5 protein-coding genes are annotated in these 20720 nt (G+C 62.5%); all 5 read left to right on the plus strand.

Annotated features, from left to right (window positions below; translation table 11 throughout):
• The first annotated feature begins 8 nt into the window (after window positions 1-8).
• Genes AC2IBB_RS16910 through AC2IBB_RS16930 form a run of 5 tightly spaced genes read left to right on the plus strand, consistent with a single transcriptional unit; the run spans window position 9 to window position 20717 of the window.
• Window positions 9-1250: an ACP S-malonyltransferase gene (locus AC2IBB_RS16910; RefSeq protein WP_486327942.1), complete on the plus strand. Its 1242-nt coding sequence runs from the start codon at window positions 9-11 to the stop codon at window positions 1248-1250.
• A complete protein-coding gene (locus tag AC2IBB_RS16915) occupies window positions 1247-4603 on the plus strand; it encodes an AMP-binding protein (protein WP_486327943.1) in 3357 nt (1118 codons plus the stop codon). Before AC2IBB_RS16910 ends, AC2IBB_RS16915 begins: the two co-directional genes overlap by 4 nt.
• The gene (locus AC2IBB_RS16920; RefSeq protein WP_486327944.1) at window positions 4600-11160 is read left to right on the plus strand and encodes a beta-ketoacyl synthase N-terminal-like domain-containing protein; all 6561 of its coding nucleotides are present in this window, start codon (window positions 4600-4602) and stop codon (window positions 11158-11160) included. The genes AC2IBB_RS16915 and AC2IBB_RS16920 overlap by 4 nt, the downstream gene beginning before the upstream one ends.
• The gene (locus AC2IBB_RS16925) at window positions 11153-14281 is read left to right on the plus strand and encodes a serine hydrolase (protein ID WP_486327945.1); all 3129 of its coding nucleotides are present in this window, start codon (window positions 11153-11155) and stop codon (window positions 14279-14281) included. Before AC2IBB_RS16920 ends, AC2IBB_RS16925 begins: the two co-directional genes overlap by 8 nt.
• A complete protein-coding gene (locus AC2IBB_RS16930; protein ID WP_486327946.1) occupies window positions 14271-20717 on the plus strand; it encodes an amino acid adenylation domain-containing protein in 6447 nt (2148 codons plus the stop codon). The genes AC2IBB_RS16925 and AC2IBB_RS16930 overlap by 11 nt, the downstream gene beginning before the upstream one ends.
• The last annotated feature ends 3 nt before the right edge of the window (window positions 20718-20720 follow it).

Below are 20720 nucleotides of genomic sequence, written 5' to 3' on the forward strand. Positions count from 1 at the left end.
GAACCGCTATGGATTCAGCTAAAACCGTCTTTCTTTTTCCCGGAGTGGGCGCCCAGCAGCCGGATATGTTCGCCGAATTCCTGGTCTATCCCGAGTATCGGGAGCGCCTGCAGGAAGTGTCGGAGCTGTCCCAGGTCAACCTGCAGGACGTGATCCACGGCGAGCGCCGCGACGCGCTGAAACAGGTGCGCATCGCTCAGTTGGCGCTGACGGCGACCACCGTCGCCATCGCCGATATATTGCGCAAGCACGGCGGGCTGGTTCCCGATTTCGTGATGGGACACAGCCTGGGCCAATATCCCGCCATGTGCGCCGCCGGCTATCTGGATCTGGCTACGCTCACTCGGGTGGTCAATCTGCGTTCCGAAATCGTCGAGACCTGCGCGCGTCAGTTTGAGCAAGGCGAAATGTGCTGGGTGCTGCACGCCCCCGCCGCGACCGTCGCACAGGAAGTGGAGAAGGCGAGAGCTGAGGACGGGGTGAATATCTACATCTCCGCCATAGACGCCTTCGATCAGGCGACGGTCTCTGGAGAAATGGCGGAGATTCGACGTTTTGCGCCGCGGATGGAGGCCATGGGCGGTCTGCTGTATCCCCTGAAGATCGGCGGACCTTTCCACTCTCCGCTGATGGCGGAAGCGCGTGCGCAACTGGAGCGCCAGCTGGACTTCCTGCCGACCGCGCAACCGGTCGAACAGCTGTCCCGCCTGGTCTGTAATGTGAGCGGCGCGGAAACGCCGGCGGCGGAGATAAAAACGTCCATCCTGCAACACCTGACGTCGCCGGTGCAGTGGTTGCGGAGTTTGCAGTATGTGGCGCAAAACGGCGTCACCCGTTATCTGGAAATTTCCCCTAAATCTGTCCTGAGTTATCTGACCCAACGCGCGAACCTGCCTATGCAATCGATTTGTGAACCCCAGGACCTGTTCGCCTTCGCACAAACGATGAGTGCGCCGCAGAATCGCCGCGAGCAGTTTCTGCAACGCTGCTGTTATCACCTGTACAGCGCGAAACTGCCGGTTCTGGATGATCCCGGCGCCCTGCAACAGCTGCGTCGCATCAGAAACGAGGTAAAGGAGACGCTGGCTGATGCGGACCGCCACCAGGACCAAAACGACAGACAGGCCGCCTTCATCCACGCCCGCACTCAGCAGTGGCTGAACATTATCGAAGACGCCGGCGCCGTCTCTCTGGCCATCGACAAGCGCAGACTGCAGCACCTTTATGACGCGGCGGAGCGCTGCGCATGAAGTCGTCAAACTACATTGAGGAGTTGCTGCAGGCGACTCCGCAAGCGAGCGGTTTGCTGTTTCATGCGTTGAAGGACGGCAACAGCGCCTATCACATTGGCGTGTCCTTTACTCTGCGCACGCCGGCGAGCCAGACGGAGATTGGCGACCTGTGGCGGCGAATCCAGGCGTCGCAGCCCGCCCTGCGATCCGTTTTCCTGTGGCGTGGCCTGCGCGCGCCGCATCAGGCGGTGTACGCGGCGCCCCGCATTGCTTTGGACTATACGCCTCTCACTGCGTCAGACCACAAAGCCCGCTGTCTCGACTGGCTGGCGCAGTCCAAGGCGCGGCCGTTTGAGCTGGACTCCGAAGTGTTGCGCATCGCCTGCCTGCATGACGTTGCAGCAGGAACGCTGAGCATCGCTTTCTGTTTCCATCACATACTGATGGATGGCTGGAGCAGTTCATTGCTGGTCTCCCTGTGGGTGCAGGGCCTGCGCGGCCAGGCTATCCCGCTGTTGGCGTCACGGCTGTATTCGCAGCAGCTTTGGAAAGGGCTTGACCCGGAAGCGCTGCAACGCAGTCGGGAGTATTGGCGTGATGCGTTGCAGGATGCTGACGACAGGGATGTGGCCGTCACCACAAAATTACTGGATGAGCCCCTGTTCCGTCGTGCGACATCAAAATCAAACACTGACGACGCGCCGCTCGCAGAGACTACCGCAAAAGCCGGGCGTTTGTGGCCGCAAGAGCGTAAGGCGGAGATTGAGGCGCTGTGCCGTCGCGCCGGCGTGACGCCAGCGAGTTTTGTGTACCTGTGTTGGGCGCTGACCCTAAGCAAACTTACCTTTCAGAAAACCGTGGCGTTCGGCTGCGCGTTTTCCGGTCGCGAGGCGGCGTTGGCGCAGAACGCCGAGCAACAGCCGTTGGGACTGTTCACCAACACGACGCCGCTGTTGCTGACCCTGGACGGGGCCTGGACCCTGGAAAAGGGGCTGCGCGCGATGTTCCAGACCTTGCAGCGCACTCAGGCTCACGAAAAAACGCCGCCGTTGCTGATCCGTGAAATCGCGGGTCAGAGAGAAGAGTTGTATGACTCGCTGGTCGTGTTCGACAACTATCCTATCGACCCCAGTTTGCAGGACGCGTCCTACGCCACCAGCCTGACCGATCTGCATACCGAGGAAACCACCCATTTCGGCCTGACCCTCACAGTTTCCGGCGCGGACGCCTGGAAAGTCGAGTTAAGCGCGGGCGAAACCTTTAGCGGCGATCCCGCCGCAGTGACCGCGGCGTTTCACGCCTTCGACAGCCTGGCGGCGGATCTGGTCGCGCAGGCGGACGACGCGCCGATTGCGGATTGCCTGTTACAGCTAGTCCCGGATCAGGCGCAGGCGAGCCATCTGGTGGCGGGAGCGACCACGGCGACGGCGGACATCAACGCCGCCTTGCAGGGCATCCGTCAATGTCTGATCGAGGCGCCGCATCACGTCGGACTGATCGACGGCGAACGCCGCATCAGCCATCGCGAACTGGCGCAACGCATCGCCAGCGTGCAGGCGCAATTACAACGGGCGGGCTTTGTGGTCGGCGACCGGGTAGGCGTGCATGCGCCGAAAGGCGAAGGATCGACGGTGGCGATTCTGGCGATCCTGTTCAGCGGCGGCAGCTACTTTTATCTCAACCCGAAAGACCCGACGTCGCGCAAGCAGACTTTATTGGAGCTGGCAGGCTGCGGCATCGTGCTGTGCGACGCCGCGCTGATCGCCGAATTAGGCGCGGATAGCGGTTGTCTTCTATTGGATATAGAGGAAAGCGTAGACATAGGGACGATAGGGGAGACCGAGGCGTCGCTGGCGACGCAAACGGACAGCAATGTCCCGTCCCCACTGCCGGCGTTGTGGTCGCAACGGCGTCCCGAAGACGAGTTTTATTTCATTTTCACCTCCGGCACCACCGGCGCGCCCAAAGGCATCTCCATTCGCAACGAGTCCGTCGCGAATCTGCTGGACTGGTTCATAGGTGAAACCGGCCTCACCCAGGCGGACCGGGTGCTGGGACTGACGGATCTGAATTTCGATCCCAGCGTGGAAGACCTGTTCGGCAGCCTCTGCGTGGGCGCCACGCTGATATACCCCGCGCCACAGGTTATACAGGACCGCACGGCGTTTATCCGAATGATGCAGGAGACGGAGGCGACCCTGGTCAATTTCATCCCCGGCGCCATTGCGCCGTTGCTGGAAGACGCCCCCAGACTGCCCGCCATGCGGTTGTGGATCTTCGGCGGGGAAGAACTGCCGTTGCGCTTGCGGGATCAGCTGCTGGGCCAGGGGTATGCGGTGAGCAACCATTATGGCCCCAGCGAGACGACCGTGGACTGCCTGAGCGCCAGACAAACACCCGATACGGCGGTCGCCATCGGCTGGCCTATTCAGAACGTCGTCGCCTATTGCGCGGACATATTCGGCAAGCCGCTGCCACCCGGCGTACGCGGCGAACTCTGGGTGGCGGGGCGCGCAGTGGCCCGAGGGTACGCCACAAACGCGGTTGAAACCGCCAGAGCCTTCGTCAACTACCAGGATCAAAGGTTCTATCGCACTGGAGATGCGGTGACCTTTTCTCCCGCGAGCGGATTCAACTATCTGGGACGCATCGACGATCAGGTGAAAATCAACGGCGTGCGCATCGAACCCCGCGAGCTGGAGCGGGTGGTGGAAACCATGGCGGAGGTGCAGGCCAGTTGTCTGCTGCCGGTCCGCGACCCGGGCGGGAAGCGGCAATGGCGGCTGTTCGTCGACAGCGCTGCGCCAGCGGCGCAACTGGAGCCCCGTGTTCGCGAGCACATTCGCCGGCATCTGCCGGAGTCATGGACCCCGTCGCGAATTCTGGCGGTGAATGGTTTTGCGCGTACGCTCACCGGCAAGATCGACCGCCGGCGGCTACTCGATATCGCCGCCCGACAGGCCCGGGAAGACGCCCAGACGGCGGCTGCGCAGGCGCCGCTGACAGACCCGGTGGAAGCGCAGGTGCAGGCGGTCTGGCGCGACATTCTGGAGACCCCGCTAGTGGCGTCGGACATCAACTTTTTCGACGCCGGCGGCGACTCCATCAAAATTATTACCCTGCAATCGCAACTGCAGCAACGATTCGCCCGGGACATTGGCGTGGCGGTTATTTTTGAGCATCCGACCATCGCCTCCTTCGCCGCCTGGATCAGGCGCAGCGAAGCGTCCGCAGAGCATACCGGCGCGCAGACGGACCCGGCTGACGCCGGCGCTGCGTCCACCCAGGCACATATCCTGTCGTCCGCCCGTTCCGGCAAGAACCGGCTGGCCGACAGACGGCGTAAAGTAAAAGGAAGTTCAGTATCATGAAGCGAGAATTTAGCGGTAACGAAGTCGCCATAATTGGTATTTCCAGCCGATTCCCCCAAAGCCCCGACTGGCGCGCGTTCTGGCGCAATCTTCTGGCGGGGCGCGAGCTGGTGTCGTTTTTTTCCAGGGACGAACTGTTGGCCGCCGGCGCGCCATCCGACCTCATCGACCTGCCCAATTACGTGCCGGCCAAAGCCGCGCTTGAGGATGCGGAGTGCTTTGACTATGAGTTCTTCGGCTATTCGCAGCGCGAAGCCCAGAAAATGGACCCGCAATTGCGCGTGCTGCACGAAGTCAGCTACAACGCCTTTCTCGACGCCGGGCTGAATCCTGGCGCGTCCTCTCTCAACGCCGGCGTGTTCATTGGTTCGACGCTGAACATGGAGCGGCTGGAGCAGTTCGCGGGCGCCAGTCAGGACATTGCGGAAATGTTCGACGTCGGCAACTACAACGACCCCGCCGCTTTCGCCACGCAGATCGCCTATCGTATGAAACTGCAGGGGCCGGCGGTGCATGTGCAGACCGCCTGTTCGACCTCGCTTTCCGCCGTGCACCTGGCCTGCAAATCCCTGCTGGCGGGAGAGTGCGACATGGCGCTGGCCGGCGGCGCATGCATCACCGATCCGGTGACGGGAGGCTATCTGTATCAAAACGGCATGATCCTGTCGCCGGACGGACACTGTAAAACCTTCTCTGATCAGGGCCAGGGTACGGTCAACGGCAATGGCGTGGGGGTGGTGTTGCTGAAGCTGCTTGAAGACGCTTTGGCGGACGGCGATCCGATTCATGCGGTGATTCTGGAATCCGGCATGAACAACGACGGCGCTCGCAAGGTGAGCTTTGAAGCTCCCAGCGTGCAGGGACAGGCGGATGTCATTTCCCAGGTGTACCAACTGGCGGATATTCCGTTCTCCAGTCTGGGCATGATCGAAGCCCACGGCACCGCCACGGTGCTTGGCGACCCCATAGAAATCCAGGCGTTGAACAAAGCGGCGCAGGCGTTGACGCCGCCGGAGCAACTGGCGCAGTTTCGTTGCGCCATCGGCAGCGTAAAATCCAACATGGGGCATCTGGATGCGGCGGCGGGCGTCGCCGGTCTGATCAAGGCGGCCCTCAGCGTTCGCTACGGCAAAATTCCCCCCACGCTGCATTTCGACAAGCCCAATCCCCATCTGGAACTGGATAAAACTCCGTTCTGGGCTCCTACCCAGGCGGTTGCGTGGCCAACGGATCAGCCCATACGCCGCGCAGGGGTCAGCTCATTCGGCATCGGCGGCACCAATGTCCATGTGCTGCTGGAGCAACCGCCGCGCATCGAGGATCTGGACGCTGCCAACTCTGTGGAGACAGCGGTGAAGACCGCTGAGACACAGACAGCGGCGCAGGGGCATATTCTGCCGTTGTCGGCGGCGTCGCCGGCGGCGCTGGCCCGGTTGGCGCAAGCCTACGCTATGCATCTGGACCTGGAGCTTGCAGCGGGCGGCGCGGATCTGTCGCTAATCGCCCGGCAGTTGCAGGACAACCGCAGCGAGTATGCCTGTCGCGCGGCCTTTGTCGCCACCGACGGTGCGGATTGGAAGCAGCAGCTGGACGCATGGGAATGGACGGACGGCGCCGAGAAGCCCAGAGACGATCAGGTTTGGCTGTTCCCGGGGCAGGGATCACAATCCGCGCAAATGGGGCTGCGTCTGGCGACGGAATTTCCCGAATTCGGCGAACTGTATTTCCGTCTGCTGGAGCAGGCGGCGCAATTGCTGATCACCGAACTGGGCGCGCAGCCCGGCGCTGAGCGGGACGCTCTGATCGAGCGCCTCAAGCAGCCGGAATCCCTGTCGACGCTGTATCTGCAACCGCTGATTTATGCGCTGCAAACCGCCCTGGGCGTCTGGTTGCGCGAGATGGGCTGCCAACCGGCGGCGTTGTGCGGCTTCAGTCTGGGTGAATTCGCCGCGGCGGCGGTCGCAGGCGTTTTCACCCCGGAGGAGGGGATGGCCCTGGTGGTCGCCCGCGCCAGGCTGATGGACGCCACGCCCAAAGGCGCGGTGTTCGCCGTGAGCTGTAAGCAAGGCTTTGACGACCCGTTGCCGGCTGAGCTGTGGCGGGTTGCGGAACTGAGTCCGGGAACCTGGACGTTGGCGACCTCGGAGGAGGGCGCTGCGTCGGCGGAAGCCAGGCTGACGCGCCAGGGACTGACGTTCAAGCGCGTAGCGGTGTCCCACGCCTTCCATACGCCGTTGATCGAATCGGCGGCGCGGGCGTTCGGTGAATTGCTGCAATCCTGCACGCTACAACCGGCGCAATGCGCCATTTTCTCAACCGCCACGGGACGCAAGCTCGACGAGAGCGACATGTGCGATCCGCAATACTGGGTGCGGCAAATGCTGTCGCCGGTGCAGTGGGGCGCGGCGCTGGCGGAAGTGAATGCGGCGTTTCCTGATGCGCTCTATACGCAAATCGGAACCGGCGTGGATTTGTTGCAGCATGCGCGTAAATGGCTGCGTCTACAGGCGTCAAGATTGACGCCAAGTCTGGGCGCCGCGGGCGTGGAGCAAGAGGCGACGGCGCTACGCCAGTTCATCGCCAAAGCCTGGTCCCAGGGCGCGCGCATAGTCTGGCCCAGATTGCATTCCCTGGAGGCGCGGGATCAAGAGAGCCTGCGCAGCCATCTGCCCGGCCACGCCTTTGAGCGTCGCGTCTGCGCGCCGCTGGCGAGCGCTGTTGCGGCGGCTCCCAGGCAGAACGCCGACACGGTGGCCTCATTGTTCTTTGGCTCGCATTTTTATGGACAGGAATGGGAAAGCATTGGCGCGCAACCGCCCGAACGTTTGCCGATGGATGAAACCCCGGATACCTGGATTATCTGTCGTCAATTGACGCAACGAGAACGGGATCTGGCGCAGGCGCTGGAAGCCCGCGATCAGCGCTGCGGAGTAATCGAGTGCGGCGGGTGGCGAGGCGATTTCAGCAAGATCCATGCTGAGTTGCAGGACTGGCTGACGCAGCAGGGGTTGCGGGCGTCTGCGGCGATGGACGTGATTGTCACCGGATTGCTGGATGACCTGGACGCCACACAGGCGCAATTCTGGGCGTTCTGGCTGCCGGTGGCGCTGGCCAGGTGGAGCGCGGCCCAGCCGTCCTCGCCAAAATTAAGACTGATATTTCCCACCGTCGGCATGGCGGCCTGGGAGGGAACGGAAACCCCGAGCGCGGAAAAAAGCCAGTTGTTGGGCCCATTGCTGATTGCGCCGGAAGAATACACGGATCTGTCAGCCCTGTGCATAGACCTGACGAGGGAGCAGGCGGACGGCCCTGATGGAGAAAGCGTCGCCCAGGCTCTCAAACCCTGGCTGGAGCACGGCTGGCGCGGCGGCCAGTTCTATTGCTTGCGACGCGATGCGTTCTGGCGTCGACGTGTAAGCGCACGGATACAGGAGCAGCCTCTGGCGCGCGCGCTTCCAGACATCAGCCGCAACAGCTGGGTGCTCATCACCGGCGCCAATGGCGGCATGGGCGCGGCGATTGCAGAGCATCTGGCGGAGGTCTACCACTGTCATCTGCTGTTGCTGGTGCGCAAGTCTTTACCGCCGCGGCGGGACTGGGCGGCGGAGATCGCTGGCCAGAGCGCCAACGCTGAGTTTCTGCAATGGGTGCTGAACCTTGAATGCAAAGGCGGCCGCGTCACCTTGCTGCAGGGAGATCTTGGCGACGAAGCGACCCTGAACAAGGCTTTCGCACCGGTGTTCCAGCTCGCGGAGCAGGGCGTTGGCGTCGACTATGTGTTCCATACAGCCGGTCGCGGCGAAGGCGCCATGATGCAGATGCGCTCGGAGGCGGAATCCCTCGCCACCCTGGCGCCGAAAGTCACGGGAACCCGTTTCCTGTGCGACAACCTGGAGCGGTTGGGGAAACCGACCCTGTTGCTGTTCTCCAGTCTGGGCAACTTGCTGCCGAAGGAAAAAGTCGGTCAGGTCGCCTATGTTTCCGCCAACGCCTGTCTGGAGGCTTACGCCGAACAGGTGCGCCGACGGGGCGGCCGCGCCCTGGCCATCGCCTGGGACGACTGGGCGGAATCCGGCATGGCGACGCGCTCGGCGCAGCAACTGGATGACGCCCTCAAACAGCCTGTGCGGTCCGAAGCGGAGCATGCCTCGCTGTGGCGCCGCCCTCTGGACGCCAGGCGGGACTGGTGGCTGGACGAGCACCGCATGGACGCCGCCACGACAGTGATGCCGGCCATGGGCATGGTGACCTTGGCCCATCGCGCCATCGCCGAGCAAGCGCTGGCGCAACGGTTTTCTCTGCACGGCGTCGCCATTGAAAGGCCCCTGGTGGTGCAGGACGGAGTGGCGTTAGACGTGGTGGTGGCGTTCTCCGACGACCGCGCCGCGTTCACGATTTTCTCCGGCGTTGGCGCATTCTCCACTGAGTCCTGGACCCGCCACGCAACCGGCAAAGTCCGCCTTGGCGACAGCGCGATTTCATCGCAACAGGCCGGCCCGGAGCCAATTGGTGGCAAGACGTCAGTGGGTGACGAGGAGCCCGTTGGGCGGAGGGAGCCTCTGTTCCGCGCTCGCGATGGCGTCGGCGTCAGCCCCAACGGCGCGCTGGCCTTCGGACCGCGCTGGCGCAATGTGATTGCGGTGGATCGCGTCGCCCCCGACGCCGTCGCCGTGCAATTGCAGTTACCGGCGGCTTATCAGGGCGAGGCGGCGACGGAGGGTCTGCATGTCGCATTGCTGGACACCGCCACCCTGATCGCCTCTCCGGAACAGGAAGACGCGCAGTATGCGCCGGTGTCCATTGGCGCGTTCACGCAGTATGCGCCCATGGGCGACCGGGTCAGGAGCTGGGTGCAGGTCAGTGATCTGGGCGCCGGCAAATTACTGCAGGTGAAAATCTATTCGGATACGAACGCCTTGTTGGTGGCGATCGACGATCTGCTGCTGGTGGATGCGTCTGAGGCGTTACGCAGTAATGACTCGGCGCGTCACGCCGTCATGCGCTTGCGCAATGGCGACGCCCGCGACGGCAATTTCGCCTTCGAATCCCGCCAGGAGCCGCGCCGGGAGCCGGGCCCGCTGGAGGTGGAGATTCAAGTCAGGGCGGCGGGTCTTAACTTCAAGGATGTATTGATCGCCCTGGGAGTTTTACCCGCGCCGTCCGACCCGAGCATGACCTTCGGCCAGGAAGCGGCGGGGGTCGTCACCCGGGTTGGCGCGGAGGTGACCAACGTTCGCGTCGGCGACCGCGTGATGTGCGCGGGGCATAGCTGCCTGGCGGAGCACGTCATCATGCCGGAGAGAGTCGTGGCTCTTATCCCCCCTGTGCTCGGATATCAGCAGGCCGCCGGCGTCCCTGTCGCGTTCACCACCGCCTGGATCGCTCTGAAGCATGCCGCCAATCTCAAACGGGGCGAACGCATACTGATCCATTCCGCCGCTGGGGGCGTGGGCATGGCTGCCATGCAGATCGCGTTGCATCTGGGGGCGGAAGTCTGGGTCACCGCCGGCAGCGAAGAAAAACGCAATCTGCTCATGAGTATGGGCGCCAAGGGCGCCGCCAATTCCCGCACGCGGGAGTTTGGCGAGGCGTTCCGACGTCAGCTCGGCGACAGACCGTTCCAGGTGATACTCAACGCGCTGGCGGGAGAACTTCTGGAAGAAAGCGTGTCTCTGTTAGCGCCGCAAGGTCGTTTTCTGGAGCTTGGCCTGCGGGACATCCTGCAGGATTGGAAGCTGGGATTGTCGATTTTTGCGGAAGGCGGCAGTTTCCACGCAGTGCAAGCCGGGGCGGAGCACCCTGCTTACAAAGAAGCCTGGGCCGAGGTCGTGGCGCTGCTGGAGAGGGAGGCGCTGAGACCGCTGCCCACCAAAGCCTACGCCGCCAGAGACATCGCCGACGCGTTTCAGTTTATGGCTCAGGGCCGGCACATCGGAAAGATCGTCATTGCGATGGAGACGCGTTCGGAGGAGCGAAGTTTCGCCGCCAAACTGCGGGAGGAGGGACTGTCGAACCTGGAAGGAACACGTATTGCGCTGGCGATGGCGACCCTGGCGCGTCAGCTGCAGACGCCTTTTGTCGCTGTCTCCAAACTGCCGATCGGCGTGGTGCTGGAGAAACAACTGAGCACTCAGCAGATGCTGTTCAGCGCCAGCGCTTCTCAGGGCGCGCCGGACGCCGCCGATGAGGCGGAATCTCTGGCGGGCGCGGATGCGGAAACGCTGCTGCAGGCGATGCGCGCCATGCTGGAAAGCTTTTTAGGCGTTGACGGACTGGATGTGGACGCCAGCTTCTTCAACCTGGGGGCCACCTCACTGGATCTGATCCAGTTCGCCAAGCGGCTGGAGCAACGACTGGAGCGTGAAATCCCGGTGGCTCTGTTGTTCAAAGCCGCATCGCTGCGTGAGCTGAGCAAGGAACTGGCGCCGGCGGAGTCTGCGCCGGTCGATCCCGCGCCGACCGCGCAGGCGGATCTGGGAGATAAGCGAAGGGCCTTGCAGGCCCGCCGTAAGTTGCGGGGCGCGACCCAGCGTCAGGAGAGCGAAGTCAATGAATAATGTCGGCTTAATCCGCATTGGCGTTCTTCTGATCAGCCTCCTGTTTGCGCTGACGGGACGCGCGTTCGCCGACATGGCGAGCGTCAAGCCCGCGGCGGACCTGGCGCAGACGGTCAGCGAGCTGACCCGGCGCTGGGACGCGTCGCAGATCCCCACCGGGGGACTGAGCGTGGTCGTCAATGGCCAGGCGCACACGCTGCGACTGGGAGAGCAGGAAGCCGGCGTATTCGAGCTGGCCTCCTGTTCGAAAGCCTTTACCGGTCTGTTGATCGCCGTGCTGGAGCAGGAAGGCGCGTTGAGCCGGCAGGATGCGATCACACGCTGGATTCCGGAGCTGAATCAGCGTCCGGAATTGGGATATTCCGCCATTCGCCTGAATAATCTGCTGTTCCATAGCAGCGGCCTGTCCGGGGATACCCTGGACCTGCTGCGCCCCAGCGACGCCGCCAACGCTCTGGAGCAATTGCCGGGCTTGTTGCGGGACACGCCGCTGACTTATCCGGTTGGCGGCAAAGAGGAGTACGCCACGCTGAACTACAGCCTGTTGGGGCTGGCGGCGGAACGGGCGACGGGGAAATCCTTCGCGGCCCTGTTACGGGAGAAAATCTTTCTGCCCCTGGGCATGAAGGACACCTTCGTGGAAGGCGATCCCGCCGCCACCGCGCCGCGCATACCGGGCTATAAGCTCAGCTTTACCGTCGCCAGACCCTATGAGGCGCCGCGCTATCTGCAAAACACTCCGGCGGGATATATCCTCAGTACGCCGGAGGACATGGCGCGGTGGTTGCAGTTTCTACTGCAGCCGCCGCCCAAACAAAGCGACGCGCGTCTGGACGTCCTGCAATGGGCGTTGCAGCAGGCGAAACGTCCCTATGGCGGCGACAGCGACTCTGGCTACGCCTACGGGTGGGATGTCGAGGCGGGCGCCACCACCAGTTGGAGTCATCCGGGACAGAACCCCAACGCCGGCGCCTATGTGGCGTTCGACCCGCAAACCGGAGTCGGCGTTGCGCTGCTGGGCAACAGCAACAGCCCGCAAGTGATTCAGCTGGGCCGGGCGGTCTTCGAACACCTGCGCGGCGCGTCGCCGCAGCCTCTGCCGGAGCGCTTCGCCGCAGATACGGGAGACTGGGGCGCGACCGTCGCCGCCGTGGTTTTCTGGCTGTGCGCGCTGCTGACGCTGCCTGTACTGCGGCGTCTGCAAACGCGTTCCGCGGAGCCGGCGGATGGCGAAGCCAAGGGCTCCCAGGTGGACGCAGCCATTGTGCAGGAAAGTTTCGTGCAGTCTGCGGAAAGGGTGAGCTGGCGCGCATTCCTGGGACGCCTGTTGGTGCTGAACGTCGCGCTGGCGTCGGTGCTGATAATCGCGCCCCCTCTTACCTTGGGACTGGGATGGGCGAACCTGCTGGTGTGGGGCCCAACAAGCCTGCTGACGGCGGCGGCGGGACTGGTTGTCTGCGTCAACGCTCTGAGCCTGTTCTTTTTCCAGGCGTCCCGTCACAGCGAACAGTTCGACAGCAAAACCTTTTCGTCGCTGATGATCGCCAAAGTGGTCGGCCTGACGGTGGTTTCCGGTCTGCTCAACTCGGCGCTGGTGTTGTGTATCATCCAGGCGATTGACAGCCCGGCGGCCAATCTGGCGTACAGCGCAGTGCTGTTGTTCAACTGCATCTATTTCTATATTTCCGCCCGCAAGGCCGCGGAACTGCAGATCATGCGGTTCGGCCACGCTTTTGTGCAGGGCTGGCGAATGGAGATCATTCGTAAGTTGCTGGCGTCGGATTATAAAAGCGTGGAACGCCTGTCCCCTGGCAAAATCCAGTCTGTGGTGGGTGAAGATTCCCAGGAGCTGGCCAAAAGCGTCCTGGCCTTTGTGCCGTTCTTCGCCAATTTGCTGACGATTGTGTTCCTGTTCGCCTATCTGATGGCGTTCAAGTCAGCGCTGGCGACCTCCATTCTGCTGGCCTGCGCGGTTCCCATGATTGGCCTGTACTACTACGTGTCCGAGCGCGCCAACCGCATCATGCCGCAGGCGTTGCAGACCCGCAGCGAATTCATGGATACCGTTGAAGACCTGCAGAAGGGCTACAAAGGTTTGCGTCGTGAAGCGGTGAAGCGCAGTTTTTACCGCCATGCCCAGGCGGTGTCGGACCGCTTCAAGGCGTTGCGAATTCAATATGATCGTGGATTCTTGAGCGCGTTTTTTATCGGCGAGTCCCTGCTTACGGTCTTGCTGGTGGCGGTGGCCTTGCTGTTTCCGTTGCTGATTCCCCGGTTCGACGGAGATGCGTCGAAAGAGTATCTGATCATCCTGCTGTATCTGATCGGTCCCCTGAACGCGGTCATGTCGGCGATGCCCGAACTGGTGCGGCTGCGCAGCCTGATGCGCAATATGGTGGCGTTCAGTCAGTCCATCCAGAGCGCTGAGTCCGGCGTGGCGGGTGCGACTTTGCAACCGGTCAAAACCCTGCAGCTGGACGGCGTTCGCTTCAACTATCCCGCGCCGGGCGGGGAAAGCGAATGCTTCGGGGTCGGGCCGGTCTCCATGACGGCGGAAAGCGGCAAGGCCTACTTCCTGACAGGCGGCAACGGCTCCGGCAAGAGCACCCTGGCGATGATTCTTGCGGGCCTCTACGCCCCCGCCCAGGGCGCGCTTAGGATAGACGGCGTCGAGGTGTCGCAAAGCCAGTTGCTGGAGCACACCCGCGCCATATTCAGCGACAACTGGCTGTTCAAGCGGGTATACGATCCCGCCCTGATCGCGGCGCGGGACGCCATCAACCGCAATATTGCGCTGCTGGGCATGGCGGATAAGTCCACGCTGCTGGACGACGGCGCCTTCGACAATATCAAGCTGTCCACCGGGCAGCGTAAACGCCTCTCGTTGGCCATGCTGCTGGCGGACCCCAGTCCGGTGGTGGTGCTGGATGAATGGGCCGCGGACCAGGACCCGCGCTCCAAATCCCGGTTTTACAAGGAATGGGTCCCTATGTTGAAAGCCCAGGGACGCATCGTTTTTGTCGTGACCCATGATGATGAATATTTTTCCGAGGCGGACGCCCTGATCACCATGAAAAACGGTCAACTTATCGAGTTCAAAGAAGATAGTTATGTTTACTAAATCGTTGTTAGACAGTAATTCTGGCCATCTCAAACAAACCGACCCGGGTGCGGACGCCGTCGTGGACGATTGCGTGCAGGACCTGTTCGAGCGTCAGGCGGCGCGCACCCCGGACGCCGTTGCGCTGCGTTTTGGCGCGCAAACCCTGACCTATGACGCCCTGAATCGCAGAGCCAACAGACTGGCGCATGAACTGCGCCGGCGTTATGGCGACGAACTCGCGGTAGTGGGCGTCTGCCTGGATCGCGGCATAGACGCTATCGTCGCTGTTATTGCCGCGTTAAAAGCCGGCGCCGCCTATGCGCCGGTGGATATGAGTTATCCGCTTGAGCGTCAGGCTTATATTCTGCGCGACTCCAATGTCTCAGTGGTGATTTCCTGCGCCGAGATTATCCGCACGCTGCCCGATACCTTCGCCTTCCTGGATATGGACGCCTATGACTTTTCCGGCGACGCAAACGACGACGAGTCGCAGAATCCGTCCCGCGCCTGCACGCCGGAGGATCTGGCGTACCTTATCTATACCTCCGGCTCCACGGGCGCGCCCAAAGGCGTGTGCATGCCCCACAAAGCCCTGGTGAATTTATTGGTCTGGCAGATTCGCGAGCAGGGCGACTACGCAGGCAAGAAAACCCTGCAGTTTTCCCCGCTGAGTTTTGATGTGTCGTTTCAGGAAATCTTCGCCACGCTGGCCAGCGGCGGCGAACTGGTGTTGATGGCTAATGAACTGCGTCTGGACCCTGTGGAGCTGTTGTCGCTGATTGAGTCGCAGCAGGCGCAACGGATATTCCTGCCTTATGTGGCGCTGAACAGCCTGGCGCTGGCGGCGGTGGCGGAGGATCGCTATCCCGGCGGGCTGCTTGATGTGGTGACCGCCGGCGAGCAGCTGGTGATCACCCCCGCCATCAGGCAATTCTTCAGCGCTTTACCGAACTGCCGTCTGCATAACCACTACGGTCCGTCGGAAAGCCATGTGGTGACGGCGCACACCCTGAGCGGACATCCCCGGCAATGGCCGGATCTGCCCTCAGTGGGGGCGGCCATCGATCAGGTGGAGCTGTATGTGCTGGACGAGAACAACCGTCCGCTACGCGACGAAGCGCCGGGTGAGCTGTGCATCGGCGGGCTGCAACTCGCCTATGGCTATCATCAGCGCCCCCAGGAGACCGCCGCCCGGTTCGTCGATATCGATGTGGACGGCGGCGGGTCACGGCGTCTGTATCGCACGGGGGATCTGGCGCGATGGCGGCCGGACGGGCTGCTGGACATTCTGGGTCGCATCGACTTTCAGGTCAAAATACGCGGCTACCGGGTTGAACTGGGTGAAGTCGAAGCCATGCTGATGCGGCATCCGGCGGTGCGCGATGCGGTCGTGGTGGCGCAGGGAGAGGATGCGGACAGCAAATGTCTGGCGGCCTTCGTGCTGGTTTCGGAGCGTGCGCAGCAACGCCAGACGTCAGAAGGCGTTCAGGAAAGCATTCGCCGTTATATGCAGGAGCAGGCGCCGGACTACATGAGACCCGCTGCGGTGGTCATCATGGAGCGTTTTCCGTTATCCGCCAGCGGCAAGGTCGATCGAAAAGCCTTTCCGGTCATCGCCTACAGGGCTGCCAACAACGGCGACGCCACGCCTCCCGAGACTGCGCTGGAGCGTCTGCTGGCGGAGGTCTGGAGCGAACTGCTGGGGGTTCAGGACATCGGCCGCAATGCGCACTTTTTTAATCTGGGCGGCCACTCACTGCTTATCGTAAAAATGATGCTGGCGCTGCGTCGTCGCGGCTTCATCGTGGATGCGCACACCCTGTATCAGCACCCGGTCCTGGCGGATCTGGCGACGCAGCTGCGGCGGTTTGATCCGCAGCAGGGGGCGGCGACTTCGGCGGCGAACGAAACCCGGCCGACGTTGTGGTCGCAACTGAGTCTGGAGGAACAGACCGCCATCGCCGCCGTCACGGGCGGACCCGCCAATATCAAGGACGTCTGTCCTCTGGGGCCGCTGCAGCAGGGCATGTTCTATCATGCTCTCGCCAATCCGGCGGCGGACCCTTATGTGTTATGGCAGGCGACCCGGTTCGCCAGCGCTGATCTGTTGCATGACTATCTGGACGCGTTGCGCAACACTATCTCCCGGCACGACGCTTTCCGCGTCAGTATTGCCTATGAAGGGCTGACGCAACCGCTGCAGGTGGTTTGGCGAGAGGCGCCGTTGGCCGTAGAGGAAGTGCATGCGGAACGGGAGGGTGAAGACGCCGTTACCGCCCTGAAGCGACGCTGCGCTGCGTCCGCGCAACGCTTCGATATCGCCAGGGCGCCTCTGCAGCGTTGTTATTACTGCTATGACGCCCAGAACGGGCAATGGGTGTTGCTGCACCTGCTGCATCATTTGGCGGTGGACCATGCCACCGTAGAAAAAATGCAGCAGGAGATAGAAGCGCAACTGCTGGGGCAACCGCTTGCGCAGGCGTCCGCCGTGTCGTTCTCCGAAACCCGGTCCGGCCTGTATTCCGATGTCGACGTTGAGGGGCGCAAAGCCTTCTTCGACGCCATGCTGCAGGACTATGAACCGGGGCCGGCGCCCCTTGGCCTGGAACAGTATCTGACCGGCGAGGATGCGGTCACGGAAGCCTGGCGTTCGCTTTCTCCGGCTTTATCCGCGCAGATACGGCGGCAGGCCAGGGCGCACGGCGTCAGCGTCGCGGCGATTATTCATCTGGCCTGGGCCCAGGTAGTGGGCAGCCTGAGCGGGCGCGATGACGTGGTGTTCGGCACGGTGCTGCTGGGTCGCATGTTCGCCGGCGACGAAGCGGAAAGCGCCATGGGGCAGTTCATCAACACACTGCCGATTCGTCTGCGCCTGGGGTCGCTGCCGGTGCTGGAAGGATTGTGGAACGCCCAGGACAGGCTGATGCAACTGGTGAAACATGAACAGGCCTCCCTGGCGCAGGCGCAAAAGTCCGCGCAAATTCAGGGCGAGACGCCATTGTTCACGACCATGTTGAACTACCGTCACAGTGACGTGCGCAACGTTCCGTCGGCGGACCCGTTTCAGGCCCTTAATCCCTCCGCCGTGGCGGGCCTCAGCTACTCCGGCGTGATGGAGCGCACCACCTATCCGGTGTCGGTGAATGTGGACGATTTTGGCGATGATTTTGTGGTCAACGCGCAGGTGGCGCAGGGACATGATCCCGAGCGGGTGTGCGACTTTTTTGAGACGGCGCTGCGGGAAATCGTCGACGCCCTGGAGGCGGCGCCGGAAACCCGTCTTGGCCGCCTGAGCGCCATGCCTGAGCAGGAACGTGATCTGGTGCTGCGACGCTTGAATCAGACTCAGGCGGACTTTCCCAGTGAGGCCTGTCTGCACTGGCTGATCGAAGCGCAGACGGCGCGCACGCCGGACGCAATAGCGGTGGAGTTCGGCGAAGAGGCGTTGACCTATGCGCAATTGAACCGTAGCGCCAATCAACTGGCGCGCTATCTGAGAGAAGACGTGGGCGTCGGGCCGGACGCCATCGTTGGCGTCTGCGTGGAGCGCAGTGTGGAAATGGTGACGGCTTTGCTGGCGGTGTTGAAAGCCGGCGCCGCCTACGCGCCTCTGGACCCCCATTATCCCGGCGACCGTCTCGACTACATGCTGCGCGACGCCGCTCCGAAGGCGGTGCTGACTCACGCTCAAGTACCCGCGGACGTTAATGCGCTGCTGGCGGCCTATGCCGTAGAACGCGACGCGCGACTGATTGATCTCAACGCAACGGCGGCCTGGGAGCAAAAGCGCAACGTAGATCTGAGCCGGGAAGAAACGGCGGTGAACGCCTCTCATCTGGCGTATGTCATCTACACATCCGGGTCCACCGGGCGCCCGAAAGGCGTGATGAACGAACATCGCGGCGTGGTGAACCGTTTGACCTGGATGCAGAAGGCCCACGCTTTGACGGCGGAGGATGCGGTGCTGCAAAAAACGCCGTTCAGCTTCGATGTCTCCGTGTGGGAATTCTTCTGGCCGTTGATGTACGGCGCGCGCCTGGTGGTGGCGAAGCCGGAGGGGCACAAGGACCCGGTGTATTTGAGCGACCTGATTCGCGCCCGGCGCGTCACCACCCTGCATTTCGTGCCATCCATGCTGTCGCCGTTTCTGGATCAGGCGGCGGCCAGCGTCAGCGACAGCCTGCGCCATGTGTTTTGCAGCGGTGAAGCCTTGCCTGCTCAAAGCGTGCGCCGGTTTCGGGAGCGATTCCCCGGCGTTGAACTCTATAACCTGTATGGACCGACCGAGGCCGCCATTGACGTGACGGTCTGGGATTGCGTGGGCAATGAGGTCGGCGCAACGGTTCCCATCGGTCGCCCGATCGACAACATCCGCCTTTATATTCTTGATCCGCATCGTCAGCCCTGTCCGGTCGGGGTCGTTGGCGAGCTGTATATCGCCGGCGTGGGCGTGGCGCGGGGTTATCTGAATCAACCCGAGCTGACCGCCGAAAAATTCGTCGCCGAACCGTTCTGCGCTGATGCGGGGCGCGCCATGTATCGCACGGGCGACCTGGCCCGTTTTCTACCGGATGGCGACATTGAGTACCTGGGGCGCAATGACTTTCAGGTCAAGCTGCGCGGTTTTCGCATTGAGCTGGGCGAGGTGGAGACGGCGATTGCATCCCACGCCAGCGTCAAGGAGTGCGTGGCGCTGGTGCGCGAAGATGCGCCGGGAGACGCCCGTCTGGTCGCCTATATCACGGCGGCGCCGTCAGTCGAAGACGTGGACGCTCAGGCAGACGCGTTGAATCTTGCGCTGCGGGAACATCTGCAAGACCGCCTGCCGGCGTTCATGATTCCTTCCAACTTTGTCTGGCTGGCGACCTTACCTGTCACCAGCAATGGCAAACTGGATCGCAAAGCGCTGCCGGCGCCGTCTTTCAGCGCCGCGGCTCCTCCTGAGGCGCAAGCGCCCAGGGAGGGCGTGGAGGCCAGGCTGGCGCAACTATGGCGCGCTCTGCTCAACACTGACGCCATTGGCCGTCAAACGCACTTTTTCGAAGCTGGCGGACACTCCTTGTTGGCGGTGGCGCTGATGGCGGGCATTCAGCGGGAGTTCAATCTCGCTATATCCCTGAGCGCGATCGTGGCGCATCTGGATCTGGAGAGTCAGGCCAGATTGATTGAAGCCGAATTGTTTCGGTTACAGGCAGAACAGACAGCGGACGCGCAATCAGCGACACTCATGTCAGCGTCAACTCAGTCGCCAAGCCAGGGCATCCGGGCGCTGCCTGCGCAAAGGGCGATTTACAAGGCGGTCAAACTGAATCCCGGCGATCTCAGCAACAACAGTTTCGTGGCGCTGGCGTTTGATGCGGAGCCGGATCTGAAACAACTGCGCAACCTGCTGCAAACGGCGTTTGCACGCCATGAGAGTCTCAGCGCGCAGTTTACGCTGGCGGAGGACGAACTTTTCCTGCGCCCCGCCAAACGCTTCCTGTTTCGTCTGGAAAAACGGCAAAGCTTGGGGAGTCTGGAAGAGGACGTGCGCGACTTTGTGCGGCCGTTTTCTCTGGAAGATGGCGTAAACGTGCGCGGTCGCTGGGTGTCCGATGCACAGGGTGGCGTGTTGTTGCTGGATTTCTCTCATGCCTGCATTGACGGCTCGGGACTGACCCAGGTTCTGCATGAGCTGACGACGGACGCCCCTCAGTCCGACGCCGGCGGCGATCTGAGCGCGTACTCCGAGTTGTTCTACAGCCCGGCTTTCGCCGCTCAGCGACGCACGCACGCGGATTACTGGCTGGCGCAACTGCAGGGCAGTGCGCCGACCTCGCCAGCGGTCGCGTCCCAACCGCGCACCGGCGCCTGGCTGGTCTCTGTGGACGCCGACTGCAAGGCGCGCATCGAAGCGCTGACCGCCAGACTGAAGATCAGCGTTCCAGAATACTTCATGGCGGTGTTCACCCAGTTCAAGAGCGGACTCGACCAGCAGGCGGAGCAACTGGTCTCCATGATCTTCCACGGCCGCGACAATCTGGCGCAACAGACGGTCATCGCGCCGCTGATGACTCTGTTGCCTGTGCGGGTGGCCATGGCGTCGGAGCAGGGGAGCGCCTTGTTGCAAAAGGTGTCCGCTGCGGTTCGCGAGGCCTGCCGCCATTACCTGTACGATGCGGAAGACCTCGGCGCCCGTCATCCTGACCTGTCCAGAGAGGCGCTCTATCCATCCGCCTTTTTCGGTTACTTCCATAAAGACGGCTTTACCGGTCGCATCGCCGGAGTTCCCTGTCGCCAGCTTGAGCTGGCCGGCGTGGCGGGAGCGCAGTCGCAGTGGAGCCTGACCTGCGAGGTGGCGGAACATGACGCCGGCTTTGACATCCGACTGGAGGCGTTGGCGTATCGCGCCGAGGCGGCGCAGGAAGACTGGGGCGCCCGTTTCAAGGAAGCGCTGCAATGCGCGCTGGATTGAAAA

It is taken from the genome of Hahella sp. NS-SX17 (assembly GCF_057367735.1).